This window comes from Microvirga sp. 3-52, from assembly GCF_018383585.1.
Lineage (GTDB): Bacteria > Pseudomonadota > Alphaproteobacteria > Rhizobiales > Beijerinckiaceae > Microvirga.
On the sequence record NZ_JAHAMK010000017.1, the window covers coordinates 21524 to 37053 of the forward strand.

A 15530-nucleotide genomic window follows, 5' to 3' on the forward strand; every position below is an offset into this window, starting at 1 on the left:
CATTCACTTGCGCGATCAACCTAACACTGCTGGAGCCGCCTGCCACCCGAGTGCATGTACCTATTCAGGATGAGGTGTTCCCTTACGGCTCAGTGTGGTTCCATGCGGCATCAACTGAAAGGGGCGAAGTCAATGGCTGGTAAATCTCGCGCGAGACCCTCGTTCAAGAAGCACACCAAGCGCTATCGGGAGATGATTGCCCCAGCCAAGGTGCTCGAAGGGCAGAGGAACCTCACCAAGAAGCGGCGATACGCCAACCGTCACGGTTAGCTGCGACGCCTCATTGTCTGGAGCAATCCTCAGCGGGTGGTTCTGAACTCGGGAGCCGTTCGCAACTCATCCTTGGTGACACTCATTATGAAAACGGCATGATCAGGGGTGGAGCGACTCCCGGCAGGAGCCACTTGCCCCAGTCCTGAAGTTCCTGGTGCGCCAGGGGCCGGTGTGTTGGGTGCGGCAGGACTGCTTCCTGCTGGCACTGCCGCTGTTCCTGTTGCCGCCGGTGAGGCGACGGTACCGCCGCCAGGGCTGGTTCCCGCCAGTCGGGCCTCGCCTGTTGTTGTGCCGGTGGCAGCGCCACGTGGCTGGGTCTCGAACCTGATCTCCTCGAACGGCACCGCTATGCCGCGCTCGCCAATCCCCAGATAGCCACCCACTCCGATCACCACCGCTTGTACTTTGCCGCTGCTATCGAAGATCAGTTCGCTGATATCGCCGATTTTGTCGCCGTTGTTGCTGCTGTAGACATGCAGTCCCTCCAGATCAGAAGCTCGCCACTGATCCGGGTGTAACTTGATAATCCATCCACCTGCACTGGACTGCGGTGAAGGGGGTGCAACCTGTCCTGTTTGTGCCAAGGCTGGGGCCGTAATCAGGACTACCCCAAGGAAGGGCATCAGGAGATGGTGGGGACGCATTTCACCCTCCAGAAACAGCAAACGCTGCGCTTGAGAGGCCCAGGCACAAGACAGCGACAGTGTTGGGCTGAACGACATCAGCATCTAACCGTCACAGCATGTGGAACAAGCTTAAAGTTCGTGCAGAAGGTGAAAGCCAAAATGCTGCTTCATTGATGCTCTACCTGGAAGGGCAGTGTCTCAGAGCGATGAACATCAACGGAGGCTGGTCTGATGCTAAAGCCCTTCTCGCAATACCTGACGGCTGTCGAGGAGCACCTTCCCTCCGAGCACCACAAATTGCTGCAAAGCACTCTCTATCTCGCGCTTTTGGACTGGTACACCGATGGCATTGAACCCATAGAAGCCGCTGCTCGGATCAGACATGCGGTGACGGGATAAAATCGGGCAACCGAGCACTGCGATCACCGTTCACCTGAAGGATGGTATGCCCTCGGAGGTGATCATGACGGGTGTAAAGCAGCCTAACCAGGACACGGGTCTCGAAAATCTGAGTGTCAACAGCAGCCGACGCAGCGGTGTGAACGAAGGTGGCACCGGCAACCCAGCCCATGAGCATGGGAAGCTCAACGCAACCGAGAGTGCGAAGGTGCCGGATCAGCAGATACCAGTGGAGCAGTCGCCAGAGATCGACGATACGGAGGGGCACCCGACCTGAACAAGGCTTATCGATCTTAAATTTTTTGAGTGTCTCAAGACCGGGGGAGGGTGGCCGCTGGTCAAACACTGCTGGTCCGCAGCAGCGTATACTTTAGTCGCAAATGAATGCTCCCTCGGGCTGAACACCTTGCCCCGTCCTTGAGAGTGTTACTAAACGAGAACACCCAAGAAAAAAGGCCGCTAAAAAGCGGCCCGAAGTTTAGGGAGGAAACGCCCAAGAAGGGCAGCAACACTGCGACGCCAATCGCCGTGCTGCATTGCAAAATATAGTTCTTGCCTGAACCGTGGGCAAGCTCAAATGGGCAGCATAGCTGCCCTTTTTCATGGCGGGTGTCGTGCGGTAGATGCATGACTCGTTGTAGCATTAGATCAACAATCGAGTGTTGGGCTTAGGTGTCTTCAGCACTCTCGTCTGATCTGAAGGAGATCAGGGGGTAGCCATCATGGGGGAAAGGCTGTATCGGACCTCCGCTACCAAACTTCCAAGACAAAATTGTACGAACTGTCTGCAGGGAGCTTGGGCTTGGGCCAAGCAGCGCTCCTGTCATGCTGCGATCGTAACTCTGCTCTTCCCGAGGGCTTTGCGAGAGTGGTCTCCTCTGGAACAGCCAAACTGCTGAAGAGGGGCTTCGTCTCTCCCATGCGAGCCCATGTATCCAGATCTTTTGAAGTCGCCGATCAGGCTGCCGCATGCGGGAGTCGTCGCTGACCCGGTCCGATGCCGTCCTCGGGATTGCAAACGCAGTTTCGACCTGCCGCCTTGGCTCGGTAGAGCGCTCGGTCTGCAGCTTCGAGGACAGCGGAGCGTTCACTTCCGCGAGACGGCTGGACTGAAGCAACCCCGATGCTAGCCGTTACCACATGATAGGGGCTGCCTTCATGCGCGATTCCCATGCCGACGATGGTCTGGCGAATGTTCTCGGCAATCAGCTGGGCGCCGGCAAGATCCGTCTCCGGTAATACGACGGCAAACTCCTCGCCGCCATAACGGGCTGCAATATCACGCGGGCGGCGGATATTCGTGTCGAGCGTACTGGCGATCGCGCAAAGGACCTCATCGCCTCGTCCGTGTCCATAACGATCGTTGAAGCTCTTGAAGTAGTCGGCATCGACAAAAAGCAGTGACAGCACCGAACCGGAACGAATGGCCTGACGCCACTCCCGTTCGAAGGTTTCGCGGAAAGCCCGCCGGTTCGGCAGGCCCGTCAGATCATCGGTGCGCGCGATGCGCCGGAGCTTGGTCTCCGCCCTCGTGCGGCGTCTCAATTCACGCTGAAACAGGATCGTCAGTCCGACGACCGCACAGCACAGGATCAATGTCGCGAGACTTAGAACGAGAGCCTTTCGCTGCCAAGCGGAGAAGATCTCGTCGACGGAGAGCGCAACAGTGAGAACGAGAGGATACTTGTCGAACCGCTCGAAGGAGATGATTCGTCGAACGCCGTCGATGGGTGAGACTGAGTCGAACGTCCCGGATTGCCCCTGCAGGAGCCGCTGCACATGCGGAGAGCTACCCAGATCCTGATCGATCTGGCTCTCGTCATATGGGTAGCGTGTCAGCAGGACGCCGTCGTTACGGAAGAGATTGATTGCTCCGTGCTGACCAAGACTTAGATTGTCGAACAATTGATTGATGGTCGTCAGGGGCACTGATCCCATGACGACGCCTGCAAAGCGTCCAGCTGGATCCAAAAGCCTGCGGCTGATTCCGATGCTGAGGTCGCCGTGCCGCGTTCTGCTCGCAAAGGGACGGCTGACATACAGGCCGATGTGATTGTTCTGCTTGTGAGCAATGAAGTATTCGCGATCGGCAACATTGAGAGACCGCGAGGCGATGACAGGCCCGGCATCGGCGATGAGATTGCCGGCCTCGTCCACGAGCAGCAACGCTCCCAGAAAGGAGGCCGAAACTGCACGGTCAAAGAGCATCCGGTATTGAAGGTCGGGAGGAAGCTGTTGAACGCTGAGATATCTCAGCCCCTCCATCGCCCCCTTCAGCGAGAGATCCAAACGTTCGAGTTTTCCGTCGAGGTCACGGGCGATGGTGGTGAGCACATTCCGCGAGGACTTTTCGGCCTCCTGCCATGTGTTCTGGCGATCCATCCACAACGTGTGTGCTGAGATCCCGAGAATGCCCAGGGCGATCACGCCTGCAATCAGGTGTAAGTAGACTTCTGAGAACAGACGTTTCATTTGAGGCTGCACAACTCACTACAGAATATATTCTATAGGCGATCCTAATAGATTGTTACAACCGTGCTATGGGTGAGACTATTGAATAGGATGTTTGCCTGTCGAGTTCGACCAATGAGCTTCACAATTGAGCATTTTCCTAGGATATTGTTACGGATAGTTCTTTGAGTGATCGGCATTGGTCAAGTTCGAGGATCATGCGGCCCTTTTCGAAACTCTCGGGGATCGGTCCCAAGTGGATTGGTCGCCGCGTGGTTGAGCCGCTCTGATTGACCAAGAAACATCGGACGCAGTCGACTAGGGACTCGACCGCGTCTGATCATTCTTGTCGCTTGTCATGGCTTCCGGGCGCGCCGCGAGAGCATGTTTAATGCCTCGATCAAGGCCGAGAAAGCCATCGCCGCGTAGATGTAGCCCTTCGGGACGTGAGCTCCGAAGCCCTCTGCAATCAGCACCATGCCGATCATGAGCAGGAAGCCCAGGGCGAGCATAACTACGGTCGGATTGGCCTGGATGAAGCGGGCGAGGGGGTCGGCGGCCAGCAGCATGACAGTCACGGCGGCGACGACGGCGACGACCATGATCGGTACATGATCTGTCATGCCGACGGCGGTAATGATGCTGTCGATGGAAAAGACGAGATCCAAGAGCAGGATCTGCACGATCGCTGAGGAGAAGCTCATCTGAACCTTTGCACCTTCGAAGAGGTCAGGTCCGGGATCGGGATCCACATTGTGATGGATCTCCTTGGTGGCCTTCCAGACGAGGAACAGACCGCCGGCAACCAGGATCAGGTCCCGCCAGGAGAAACCGTGGCCGAAGGCTGTGAAGAGAGGCTCCGTGAGCTGGACGATGATCGCGATGGTTCCAAGCAGGCCCAGGCGGAGAACAAGGGCGAGGCCGATGCCGATGCGCCGGGCTGTTGTCTGCTGATCGGCAGGCAGCTTGTTGGTCAGGATCGAGATGAAGATGAGGTTGTCGATCCCTAGCACGACCTCCATGACCATAAGCGTCGCCAAGGCAGCCCAAGCTGCCGGATCCGCGGCCAATGCAAAAATATAGTCCATGAAGCCCTTGCTGTCGTATCATGCCCTTATTTCGGTTATTGTCGAGCTTGCGCAAGGGGTTGGGCCGGGGATTCCGCTGCACTTTGCCGATTTCACAATCGGATGATCTCGATGTCGGGAGCGTTGAAGTGGGAGTTCCTGTGCCCACTTGATCCAAGGATGAGCGTTGGCGTCGCTTCCCTGTGAGCCGGGCGAAATAAAGTTTGGTATCAGAGCCTTGGATCCTGTGCTGCGTGCGGCGTCAGCGCTGTGGAACCGCCCGCGGCAGGACAAGCGTTCTCTCATGGAATGATCTGGAGGCATGTCATGGCAGGAATTTCAGGACGGTGGCTAGTGACTGCCTCGCTTGTGGGAATGCTGGGAGGACCATTGACGGCTCTTGCCCAAGCTGAGCGGCCATGGGTCGACCCTCCGTCTGAGGCGGAAACCAGGACGCAGGCGCCAGTGTCAACGCCGCCGTCGCCTCCCGCGACGCCTCCCCAAGCTGCGCTTCCCAACTCTGCGACCCCTCCCTCTCCATCACCCACCGAATCTGCTGCAAGCGCGGCATCTCCGCCGACCGTTGCGGCTTCGCCGCGCAAGACTGCAGCCGAGAGCCAAGCCAAGCAAAAGGCAGCGACTGTACGGAAGGCACGCGCTCGCTCACAGCAGGCCACCTCATCGCGCCGCAGCCAGAGACAGGATGGGCAAGTCGCGCGCCGGCGTGTAACCAGGACGCAGGTGTCTCAGGCAGAATCCCGTCGTGCGTTTGAGCGTCGCGCGCGGGTCACACGCTACGGATCCATGCAGGAGGGCTTGGACGCAGGACTTCAGGTTATGAGGTTGCGAACCATTCAACTCCCGGACGGTCGTCGCATCGACGTTCTGACACGTCCCGATCAGGATATCGCATCGGGACTGCCGGACGGCTACTGATCTGTCGATTCGGGTTTTAGCGGAAAGCTATGCGGCCTAACCCGAACGGGTTCAACACAGGCATCAATTGGCGTGCTGGCTAATAGTTTGGATAAGTTCAGTAGCAACCTGTTAAAATTGCCCTGCAACCTCTTCCGCACGACGACGTATATCGAACCAAAGACGTCGCTCCCGCTGTGCATCAGCAAGGGCGCGATGTGCAGTAGCACCCAGTTCATCATCGCTGCGTTGCGCCTGCGCGAGAATATCCTGCATGAGCGTGCGATGAAGATCAGCCGGGACTTGAGCAGTTCGCAGCACGTCACGCATTACTCGCTTATGAGCCATTTCAGTGTCCTCAAGACGCAGGGCATGCCGTGGTAATCCTGCCGCCCGCAGGAGCTTGCTCAGCCACTTTCCATCCCATGATGGGGCTGTCGCGTAAAGGGAGCGCCCCGTCAGAACCGACACCATTCGTTGAGCGACATCTTCGAGCGACCTTCCTTCCGATTTCAACTGCTCTCTGGAAATGCCATGAATTCTCCCCGCTTTGGCATCCCAGTCAGTCCAAGACTCGGCGGGTCTGATGAGATGGCTCTCCTCCTCGCCACTGGCAAAGGCCCAGGCGACCTCAATGGGATAGCTCTGTTTGCCAAGGGAAGACGCCTCAAAATCGAGGAACACGATATTCGTCAGGCAAGTCATCGCGGATCAACTCACACATGTCGGCGCTGCAGACCACGGATAGACGGTGTCACGATCCAAAAAGGTACAGGACCATCCTCCAACGCGGCGCGTCGGCGGGCGCTCGGGCTTGGCAGGAGTACCTTCCACGGTATGGGTTATATGGCTGTCATCGACATTGGCAGCTTCGAAGCCCCAGCAGCATCCGGCATCAGCACGGGATGTGCCTGATCCGGTCTCACATTGTCCATTCCATCTCCATCGCGCAGAGATGAAGAGGCTGTACGACGGATTCTTAGGACGGTTCAGGACAGCCCCGGTTACGTGGACTCGTTAGCGCGCATTGGCGGATGCAAAGCCCGTGGAGGCAGAGATTGAACCGGTTGCTACAGGATCGCTAACCCCTGTTCTGAGAGCGTGCAACAGGCCTTTTCGTTTGGCTTCGTAATAGTAGCCCCCGGCGTATAGCGCGACAGCGCGATCCGGATTTCCGCCTGCGACCCTGTATGCGTTCGCCAGATAGGGGACTGCATAAGTCAGATTGGTGTTGGCATCGAGCAGCCCGGAGACCGTTCCTCTGTAGCCCATGCCACGCGCAGTGGCATAGCGGATCTGCATGAGGCCGAGGTTGCCTCTGCTGGAGGCGCGTGGATTATAGCCGCTTTCACGCCTGATAATCCGATGCACCAGTGTCTCAGGGACACCGTGCACCTTCGCGTGTTGGGAAACAAGCGCATCGATTTGGGCGCGCTCGGATGCCGTTGCAGGCAGCGTGCACGCGATCGCCACACACGCGAGAGCAAGACGAGAAATCATGAAGGTCCCCTTGTTTGAGGAGATTTGTCATGACCAATCGTGGCAATTGGACGTCAGCTTGACCGTAAGAGTTTCGCGAGGCAGGGCAAATCCAAGTTATATCGCTTGGTCGTCGTCCGTTGTAATCCGCTTCGGACGTTTAGCTGTTCGGCAGATGCTTTGATCACACTGCCCTTCTGCGTCATCCCTGTCGTCTCCTCCAAAGAGGTAGGGTGGCAATCCTATTTCGATGTCGTTGAAGCTCAAGACGCTCACGATTCCCGGGGAGCTTTGGAAGGTCACTATTGCTGACTTACTCGCGTCAGCCACTTTCGCGAAAGCAGGTGATGAGATCACCGTATGATTGGCGTCCCGAATCTATCGCTTGAAGTATTTTGTACGACCTCAGCCTTGCCATGACCCTCGGCTTCGGCACGGACGTGAATATACGTGCGCCACAGACTTGGCTGAGGACGGCCGAAGGAACTGCCAGGAAGTGAGATTTAAGCAGCTGTGTCTGCATTCCAGGATACATGGCAGCGCTCATATTCGATGTGTAGGAGAGGCAAGTTCGGAGTCTTCTTTGTGGGTGGGGCAAGAGCTTTCGTTATGCCGGTCACGGCATCGGCGCTCGCGTATCCAGGAAATCGGTTGTCGCAGAGATATGCGCGTTGCAGCAATGCGCGACGTATGATCGCCATGATAGAGCGTGCCGCAGGAGCATCGGCGAGGCAGATATTCAACTGCGAGCGAAGCAAGGTTTGGAACGGTTCAGCTTGATTCCGATCAGGTATCGGCGGCTATGCTTGCTGAAGAGCTGTGTAACTTAGTTTCTATGAGTCTATAGTGATTGCTCCGATTGCTTGCGCCAATGTGCGCTGAAGATGGGCTATCCTTTGTGAGGCATGAATTTCTACCTCCTAAGCATAATTAGATACCCCTTTATTAAGGATGGATAACAAACCGTTAATTTGTACAATTCGAGGTAACCTCTGCGGAAAGGCTCCCTCGCATGTCACACCTTCTGCCAGTCACCACGATCTTAGGCTGCAAGAATTCGATGCTGCGCGAGGGCTTGAGGCATATCCTCTCAAGCACCCGGTTCCGATTGCACCCGGAAAACTTGACGCGCGGGGAGATCACACTCGATCAGGCGGATCATGAAGGCTCTCTTCTCTTCATCCTTGATGCGAATCTTTATCCATCCGGACTGGCTGAGGGAGTTTGGTCGTTGAAGCAGCAACATGCGCAAGCCCGTGTTGTCGTGCTGTCTGACAGCTTCAACCTCGATGGCATGAAAGCTGCCTTCCAATCTGGAGCAGACGGATATTGCCTTGCGACAACAGGATGTGAGGCTCTGATCAAATATCTAGACCTCGTGATGCTTGGCGAAGTCGTCTTCCCGTCTGCAGCCTTCCTGGCGGCAATTTCGACCAACGTGGACGAGTTGGATCTCTTAAAGGAGGCACCTGCCAGCAAGGTATCCTCGCTGCAGGTTGCTCATCCATCGGAAGGTCACGACTCTCCTATTCGGACTTTGTCGAGCAGAGAGGCAGAGATTCTGCAATGCCTGATGCAAGGGGCCCCGAACAAGGTTATCGCACGCAAACTGGATGTCGCCGAAGCAACTGTGAAAGTTCATATCAAGGCTATTCTCCGCAAGATCCGTGTTGCGAACCGGACGCAGGCTGCTATGTGGGCCGTGAACCATCTGTCCTCAAATTCTGCAGATACGTCTTGGATCCAGTCGGGCGAAAGATCGGCCACGCAAGGACTTCGCTGACGCGCTTCGTTGCTGCCGGCGTTCAATGGTGCGGCTTCGCCCGAATGGCGTGATCTCGCGTTCCTCTGTGCCCTGTAGAGCGCGGATGATAGAGGGCACAGGGCGTTCAATTGAGGTACGTCCTTGAATTCTCCGGTCGTGCAGGACACGCCGTCTGAAGCTAGAAAGCTCACCGAATTTCCGCATCTAATCAGTCCGCTCGGGCAGGCCGTCGATTTATTCCTGTCCCTCGTCTGCTTCTGATTTGCATGAGTAAAAAGAAATAGCTGCTCAACGATCTTTCAATCTGCTTCCCTCGGGATGAATGGTTTTGAGAGATACCGTTGATGCACAGGGCGTTGCCTATCCACATATTTGACTATTTGCAAAGGGCAGCAAGATGACTATGTAGTTGCTACTTTATATCATAGAAATACCTTTTGATTAAAGATTGTTAAAAGGATTTGAATGGGTAATGATTGTCTCAGATGAGATTATAAGCTAAAGATCTTTGGAGTATTTTATCGTTTCCTTACCGAATCAAGACCAGAAAGGCATCTGCGATGCGGAACACCTACGATCTTGATAGTCTCCCTCATCCAGGCGCCTCTTCGGCCAAGGATGTTGCGTATTCAAGATACATGGAGCTGGCCCGTTCGGTTGAGCCGTCTTCGACAGAGCATGCCGCTGCTCGCTCCATCAAGACGCTCCTCATCGAGCCGAACGCCCTGTTGAGGGAAGGCCTACGCAGAATTCTGGCCGAAACAGCTTATTCACCTTCCGCAGCAGCTGCGAGCCTCGATGAGATGGGGGTGGTGCCGGGAATCGACAGCAGTGCTATTGTTCTCATCATTGATGCAAGTCGCGATCACGATGAAACCTGTCGTCAGGCTCGGATGCTGAAAGAGAGCAATCCGAGTGCCAAAGTGGTCATGCTGATCGAAGAGTACGACCTTAAGCAGGTGGTTGCAGCCTTTCAGGCTGGCGCGGATGCGTACCTCAAAAAGTCGATCTCGCACGAGGTACTCGTGAAGTCGCTGGATCTCGTGATGCTGGGAGAAGCTATCTTCCCTAGTGCAATCCTTGATCTGCTGCGGGAGCGGGAAGACCGGACCAATCATGCGAATGAAGCGCCGGCTCCGGAAGAGCATCATGAGATGAGCTCTCCGGCGAAAGGTCTTTCGGTCCGCGAGACAGTCATTCTTCGCTGCCTCATGGATGGCGACTCGAATAAGATCATCGCTCGAAAGTTCGACATCACGGAAGCTACCGTCAAGGTTCACGTCAAGGCGATCCTGCGCAAGATCCAGGCAAAGAATCGGACCCAGGCTGCAATCTGGGCTGCAAGCCATCTGCCGTCCAACCGCGGCGCGCCTGCCAGCTGAGCGTGTGGGCTTAAACCGCTTTTCACCAATAGGGGCCACTAGCCCCCATTGCTCGTTGTGAAGCGTGTAAAGATACTCCGAATAGCTCAAACCGAGCGCAGAGCAGGCATAGAGATCTGCGTCTGGTCCTCCAGGATCATCGCAGCTCCCCTTTCGGCAATCATCAGCGTCGGCGAATTCGTGTTTCCGCTCGTAATAGTAGGCATGATGGAAGCGTCGATGACGCGCAGGCCCTCGATCCCACGGACACGCAAGCGTGCGTCTGTGACTGCCATTGGATCGCTGTCGGTTCCCATCTTGGCGGTCCCGACGGGATGGAAGATCGTGGTCCCGATATCCCGTGCGCCATTCAGAAGCTCGTCATCGGCCGTCAGTTGGGCTCCGGGCTTGTACTCCTCGGGGCGGTATTTCTGAAGGGCCGGCATCGAGACGATGTGCCTGACCAGGCGCAGCGCGTCCACGGCCACTCTCTGATCTTCCAAAGTCGACAGATAATTCGGCCGGATGAAGGGCGCATCGCCCGATTGGGCGCTGCGGATCCTGACGCTACCCCGGCTGGTCGGCCGCAGGTTGCAGACGCTCGCCGTGAAGGCAGGAAACGGATGCGGGTCGTCGCCGAATTTGTCCAGCGACAGGGGCTGGATGTGAAACTGGAGATTCGGTGTCGCATACTCAGGAGACGAGCGTGTAAATGCTCCCAACTGCGAAGGCGCCATCGTAAGCGGCCCTTTGCGGAAGAGGGCATACTCAAGCGCCATCTGTCCCTTTTTGAACAAGGACCGATAGTCCTCGTTGAGCGTTCGCACCCCGTGCACCTTGTAGATCGGCCGCAGTTGCAGATGGTCCTGCAGGTTCTCACCGACACCTGGCAGGTGGTGAAACACCTCGATTCCGTGCTGCTGGAGGAACTCACCGTCCCCGATCCCCGACAATTGCAGGAGCTGCGGGGAGGCGATGGCGCCAGCGGAAAGCACCACCTCCTTCCGCGCCAGAATACGCCTCGAGGTACCGTTCTGCAGAATTTCGACGCCGATTGCGCGCTTGCCCTCGAAAAGGATGCGCGTGGCATGGGCGTTGGTTTCAACCTTCAGATTGGGACGGGACAGAGCCGGCTTGAGGAAGCCGCGCGCTGCGGACCAGCGCCGGCCGCTCTTCTGATTGACGTGAAAATACGAGATGCCCTCGTTGCTGCCCGTATTGAAATCGCTGACGCGGGGAATGCCGGCCTCGACCGCGGCTTCGATGAAGGTGTCCAGGACGTCCCAGCGGGTACGAGGGGCCTCGACGCGCCATTCGCCGCCCACGCCATGATGCTCGCCGGCTCCGAGGTAGTGATCGAGATGCCGACGGAAGATCGGCTTCACATCATCCCACCCCCAGCCGGTAAGGCCCATCTGGCGCCAGTTGTCGTAATCCTCGCGCTGGCCGCGCATGTAGACCATGGCGTTGATGGCCGAGCAGCCGCCCAGGACCTTGCCTCGCGGATAGTTCAGGATGCGGCCGTTCAGGCCAGCCTCCGCTTCGGTCTTGAACATCCAGTCGGCCCGGGGATTGCCGATGGCGAAGAGATAGCCGACTGGGATGTGAAACCAGATCCAGTTGTCCTTGCCGCCAGCTTCGAGGATGCAGACCGAGTTCCTCGGGCCCTTGGACAGGCGGTTTGCCAGGACGCAACCGGCGGAACCTGCACCGACAATCACATAATCGAATGTATCGCTGCCTGACATGGTACGGCTCAATGAAATGAGCCGGCGTTCACCACATGAACGCCGGCAGGGTTTCTAACGTTCGTGCGTTAGGAGACGCCTTTGGTCTTGCGCCTCATCAGCTCCAGGATTTCTCCCACGATTCCGCGGCGGAACAGCAATACGCAGATCACGAAGATGATTCCGATCAGCACCGTCACAGGGAAATTGGACGCAGCCAGATAATTCTGCAGGGCGATCACAAGACCAGCGCCGACGATAGGACCGATCATCGTGCCGATGCCCCCGAGCAGGGTCATGAGAATGACTTCGCCGGACATCTGCCACTGCACGTCCGTGAGCGTCGCGAACTGGAACACGATGGCTTTGGTGCCACCTGCCAGTCCCGCCAGCGCGGCCGACATGACGAAGGCGCCGAGCTTGTAGCGATCCACCCGATAGCCGAGCGAGACCGCGCGCCTCTCGTTCTCCCGGATCGCCTTGAGGATGTTGCCGAACGGCGAGTTCACGATGCGCCAGATGGCGAAGAAGCCGAATAGGAAGATCGCCAGCGTGACGTAGTACATGGTCAGAGGCTGGTTCAGGTCGATCAAACCGAGCAGATAGCCGCGCGGCACGCCCTGGATGCCGTCCTCACCATGGGTGAAGGGTACCTGCAGGCAGATGAATGCGAACATCTGCGACAGCGCCAGGGTGATCATGGCGAAATAGATGCCCTGGCGTCGGATCGCCACGAACCCGATGATGAGGCCCATGACAGCGGCACCTGCCGCGCCCAGTAGGATACTGGTCAAAGGCTCCAAGCCCCAGACCTTGGCGGCATGAGCGGTGACATAGGCAGCGCCACCAAAGAAGGCCGCATGGCCAAAGGAGAGAAGACCAACATAGCCGATGAGCAGGTTGAACGCGCAGGCGAAGAGCGCGAAGCACAGCACGCTCATCAGCATGACGGGATAGAAGAAGAACGGAGCCGCGAGCATCCCCGCGATGGCGGCTGCGCCCAGCACCATGGAGGTGGTGCGCAGCTTGGGCTGTTCCGCAAGATATTGGGTCCCAACAGCCATGATATTACTCCTCCCGCCCGAAGAGACCCGCCGGCCTGACGAGCAGAACGATGGCCATGATCACAAAGATAACAATACTTGAGGCTTCCGGGTAGAAAACCTTCGTCAGCCCTTCGAGAATGCCGAGCACATAGCCGGTCACGATGGCGCCCAGGATGGAGCCCATGCCGCCGACGACCACGACGGCGAAAACGATGATGATGAGGTTCGTACCCATCAGCGGGCTCACCTGATAGATCGGGGCCGCCAACACACCCGCCAGCGCAGCGAGCGCCGCACCCAAGCCATAGGTGAGGGTCAGAAGCAACGGAACGTTCACGCCGAAGGCCTGTACGAGCGTAGCATTTTCCGTCGCTGCCCGGAGATAGGCGCCGAGCCGGGTCTTCTCGATGAGGAGCCAGGTGCCGAGGCAGATGACCAGGGAGGCGATGACCACCCAGCCGCGGTAGATGGGCATGAACATGAAGCCCAGATTGACGGCACCGGTCAGCTGCGGCGGGGCGGCATAAGGCTGTCCGGCCGCGCCGAACCAGTGGCGGAAGGCGCCCTCCAGAATAAGGGCGAGGCCGAAGGTCAGGAGAAGGCCGTAGAGCGGGTCGACGCCGTAGAGGCGGCTCAGCATCGTTCTCTCGATTACGACTGCGATAGCGCCGACGATCAGAGGTGCCAGGATGAGCGCAGGCCAATAGCCGATGCCCAAGTAGTTCAGGAGCAGGTAAGCGGCGAAGGCGCCCAGCATATATTGAGCGCCATGGGCGAAGTTGATGACCCGCAATAGGCCGAAGATCACGGCAAGGCCGAGGCTCAGCATGGCATAGAACGAGCCGTTGATCAGGCCGATGAGGACTTGGCCAAAGAGAGCCGGGGTGGGAATGCCGAAAATCGTACTCATGATGCTCTACACTCCAAGAACTTCGTGGAGTTCGTCCATGCGCGCATCGAGTTCATGCCCAGGGAACGAGTTCACCATACGCCCATCCTCCATGAGGTAGAAGCGGTCGGCCACTTTCTTCGCGAAGCGGAAGTTCTGTTCCACGAGCAGGATGGTCATGCCACGCTTCTTCAAGGCGACCAGTACATCACCGATGCGCTGTACGATCACAGGCGCCAAGCCTTCCGTCGGCTCGTCGAGAAGGATGATGCGCGCACCCGTGCGCAGCACGCGGGCGATGGCGAGCATCTGCTGCTCGCCGCCCGAGAGCTTCGTGCCTTGGCTCGAACGGCGTTCATGAAGATTGGGGAAGAGGTTGTAGATCTCCTCCACGCTCATGCCGCCTTCCGAGACCGTCGGCGGCAGCATCAGGTTCTCGGAGACGTTCAAGCTCGCGAAGATGCCGCGCTCTTCGGGCACGTAGCCGATCCCAGCCTGGGCGACTTTGTGGAGCGGCAGCCTCAGGAGATCCTGGCCGCGCAGGCGGATGACGCCCTCACGGCGGCGCAGGATGCCCATGATCGCGCGCAAGGTGGTCGTCTTGCCCGCACCGTTGCGGCCGAGCAGGGTGACTGTTTCGCCCTCGCGGATATCGAGGTCGACACCATGAAGGACATGGCTTTCGCCGTACCAGGCATTGAGCCCGCGGACTTCGAGAAGGGGAGCGCTACTCATGCTCGGTTCCCATGTAAGCTTCACGCACGCGTGGATCCTGGCTGACCTTGTCGTATGATCCGTCGGAGAGTATCTCGCCGCGCGCCAGAACGGTGACCCGGTCGCAAAGATCGGAAACGACGTTCAGGTTGTGCTCGACCATCAGCACGGTGCGGTTGCGGGCGATGCGCCGGATCAGATCGGAGATGCGGCCGATATCCTCGTGGCCCATGCCGGCCATGGGCTCGTCGAGAAGCAGCATGGCCGGGTCGAGCGCCAGCGTGGTGGCGATCTCCAGGGCTCTCTTGCGGCCATAGGACAATTCGGTGGCGGCCAGATCGGCATAGGCCGAGAGATTGACGGCGTCGATCAGTTCCAGGGCTCGTTCATCGAGCGCCGACAGACTGCTGGACGAGCGCCAGAACTGCGTTGCGAGTCCGGACGGACGCTGCAGCGCCACGCGCACATTGTCGAGCACGGTCAGGTGCGGGAACACCGCCGAAATCTGGAAGGATCGGACAAGCCCGAGGCGGGCGACCTCGGCAGGCTTCAGGCCCGTGATGTCCGAGCCTTTGAAGGTGATCTGCCCGCGGGTCGGCGTGAGGAACTTCGTGAGCAGGTTGAAGACGGTCGTCTTGCCGGCGCCGTTCGGGCCGATCAGGGCATGGATCGTGCCCTCGTTGACGGAAAGCGTCACGTCCTTCACGGCCAGGAAGCCGCGAAACTCCATGGTGAGCCCGGTGGCGCTCAAGATAGGTTGCGTACTGACCATATGAACCGGCCGACACTCTCTTGGTGAGGAGGCAACGGCTGGTTCG

Annotated in this window: 13 protein-coding genes; 3 read left to right on the top strand and 10 right to left on the bottom strand. The window is 57.9% G+C overall.

The annotated features are described in order from the left end of the window. Positions 1-299: 299 nt before the first annotated feature. Complete coding sequence (locus tag KHP60_RS14295; protein WP_249688783.1) at positions 300-1001, bottom strand: PRC-barrel domain-containing protein; 702 nt, start codon at positions 999-1001, stop codon at positions 300-302. A gap of 361 nt (positions 1002-1362) precedes the next feature. On the opposite strand from KHP60_RS14295, the gene KHP60_RS14300 reads away from it, so the two are divergent. Further along, positions 1363-1575: a hypothetical protein gene (locus KHP60_RS14300; RefSeq protein ID WP_213564993.1), complete on the top strand. Its 213-nt coding sequence runs from the start codon at positions 1363-1365 to the stop codon at positions 1573-1575. A 680-nt stretch (positions 1576-2255) separates the two neighbouring features. Here KHP60_RS14300 and KHP60_RS14305 read toward each other — a convergent pair. From KHP60_RS14305 to KHP60_RS14320, 4 genes are all read right to left on the bottom strand, one after another. Further along, on the bottom strand, positions 2256-3770 hold the full coding sequence (locus KHP60_RS14305) for a sensor domain-containing diguanylate cyclase (protein ID WP_213564994.1): 1515 nt from the start codon (positions 3768-3770) through the stop codon (positions 2256-2258). A gap of 335 nt (positions 3771-4105) precedes the next feature. Continuing rightward, the gene (locus KHP60_RS14310; RefSeq protein ID WP_213564995.1) at positions 4106-4837 is read right to left on the bottom strand and encodes a TerC family protein; all 732 of its coding nucleotides are present in this window, start codon (positions 4835-4837) and stop codon (positions 4106-4108) included. Positions 4838-5863: 1026 nt separating this feature from the next. Beyond that, positions 5864-6436, bottom strand: coding sequence for a transcriptional regulator (locus tag KHP60_RS14315; RefSeq protein ID WP_213564996.1), 573 nt, complete (start codon positions 6434-6436; stop codon positions 5864-5866). A 312-nt stretch (positions 6437-6748) separates the two neighbouring features. Beyond that, positions 6749-7231: a lytic transglycosylase domain-containing protein gene (locus KHP60_RS14320; RefSeq protein WP_213564997.1), complete on the bottom strand. Its 483-nt coding sequence runs from the start codon at positions 7229-7231 to the stop codon at positions 6749-6751. A gap of 991 nt (positions 7232-8222) precedes the next feature. On the opposite strand from KHP60_RS14320, the gene KHP60_RS14325 reads away from it, so the two are divergent. After that, positions 8223-8993 (top strand): response regulator transcription factor, encoded by a 771-nt coding sequence (locus KHP60_RS14325; RefSeq protein WP_213564998.1) that lies wholly within the window; start codon positions 8223-8225, stop codon positions 8991-8993. Positions 8994-9535: 542 nt separating this feature from the next. Beyond that, complete coding sequence (locus KHP60_RS14330; RefSeq protein ID WP_213564999.1) at positions 9536-10357, top strand: response regulator transcription factor; 822 nt, start codon at positions 9536-9538, stop codon at positions 10355-10357. Between the two features lie 86 nt (positions 10358-10443). On the opposite strand, the gene KHP60_RS14335 is transcribed toward KHP60_RS14330, so the two are convergent. The 5 genes from KHP60_RS14335 to KHP60_RS14355 all read right to left on the bottom strand — a co-directional run bounded on the left by KHP60_RS14335 (position 10444) and on the right by KHP60_RS14355 (position 15484). Further along, the gene (locus KHP60_RS14335; RefSeq protein WP_213565000.1) at positions 10444-12084 is read right to left on the bottom strand and encodes a GMC family oxidoreductase; all 1641 of its coding nucleotides are present in this window, start codon (positions 12082-12084) and stop codon (positions 10444-10446) included. 68 nt (positions 12085-12152) lie between these two features. Next, positions 12153-13127: a branched-chain amino acid ABC transporter permease gene (locus tag KHP60_RS14340; RefSeq protein ID WP_213565001.1), complete on the bottom strand. Its 975-nt coding sequence runs from the start codon at positions 13125-13127 to the stop codon at positions 12153-12155. Between the two features lie 4 nt (positions 13128-13131). After that, complete coding sequence (locus tag KHP60_RS14345) at positions 13132-14019, bottom strand: branched-chain amino acid ABC transporter permease (RefSeq protein WP_213565002.1); 888 nt, start codon at positions 14017-14019, stop codon at positions 13132-13134. 6 nt (positions 14020-14025) lie between these two features. Next, a complete protein-coding gene (locus KHP60_RS14350) occupies positions 14026-14733 on the bottom strand; it encodes an ABC transporter ATP-binding protein (protein WP_213565003.1) in 708 nt (235 codons plus the stop codon). After that, on the bottom strand, positions 14726-15484 hold the full coding sequence (locus tag KHP60_RS14355) for an ABC transporter ATP-binding protein (RefSeq protein ID WP_213565004.1): 759 nt from the start codon (positions 15482-15484) through the stop codon (positions 14726-14728). The genes KHP60_RS14350 and KHP60_RS14355 overlap by 8 nt, the downstream gene beginning before the upstream one ends. Positions 15485-15530 lie beyond the last annotated feature (46 nt).

Bases quoted from the DNA above. Each gene is read 5' to 3' on its own strand.
- KHP60_RS14340 (WP_213565001.1), bottom strand. From the start codon at position 13,127: ATGGCTGTTGGGACCCAATATCTTGCGGAACAGCCCAAGCTGCGCACC.
- KHP60_RS14300 (WP_213564993.1), top strand. From the start codon at position 1,363: ATGACGGGTGTAAAGCAGCCTAACCAGGACACGGGTCTCGAAAATCTG.
- KHP60_RS14355 (WP_213565004.1), bottom strand. From the start codon at position 15,484: ATGGTCAGTACGCAACCTATCTTGAGCGCCACCGGGCTCACCATGGAG.
- KHP60_RS14310 (WP_213564995.1), bottom strand. From the start codon at position 4,837: ATGGACTATATTTTTGCATTGGCCGCGGATCCGGCAGCTTGGGCTGCC.
- KHP60_RS14305 (WP_213564994.1), bottom strand. From the start codon at position 3,770: ATGAAACGTCTGTTCTCAGAAGTCTACTTACACCTGATTGCAGGCGTG.
- KHP60_RS14295 (WP_249688783.1), bottom strand. From the start codon at position 1,001: ATGCTGATGTCGTTCAGCCCAACACTGTCGCTGTCTTGTGCCTGGGCC.
- KHP60_RS14345 (WP_213565002.1), bottom strand. From the start codon at position 14,019: ATGAGTACGATTTTCGGCATTCCCACCCCGGCTCTCTTTGGCCAAGTC.
- KHP60_RS14350 (WP_213565003.1), bottom strand. From the start codon at position 14,733: ATGAGTAGCGCTCCCCTTCTCGAAGTCCGCGGGCTCAATGCCTGGTAC.
- KHP60_RS14320 (WP_213564997.1), bottom strand. From the start codon at position 7,231: ATGATTTCTCGTCTTGCTCTCGCGTGTGTGGCGATCGCGTGCACGCTG.
- KHP60_RS14335 (WP_213565000.1), bottom strand. From the start codon at position 12,084: ATGTCAGGCAGCGATACATTCGATTATGTGATTGTCGGTGCAGGTTCC.
- KHP60_RS14330 (WP_213564999.1), top strand. From the start codon at position 9,536: ATGCGGAACACCTACGATCTTGATAGTCTCCCTCATCCAGGCGCCTCT.
- KHP60_RS14325 (WP_213564998.1), top strand. From the start codon at position 8,223: ATGTCACACCTTCTGCCAGTCACCACGATCTTAGGCTGCAAGAATTCG.
- KHP60_RS14315 (WP_213564996.1), bottom strand. From the start codon at position 6,436: ATGACTTGCCTGACGAATATCGTGTTCCTCGATTTTGAGGCGTCTTCC.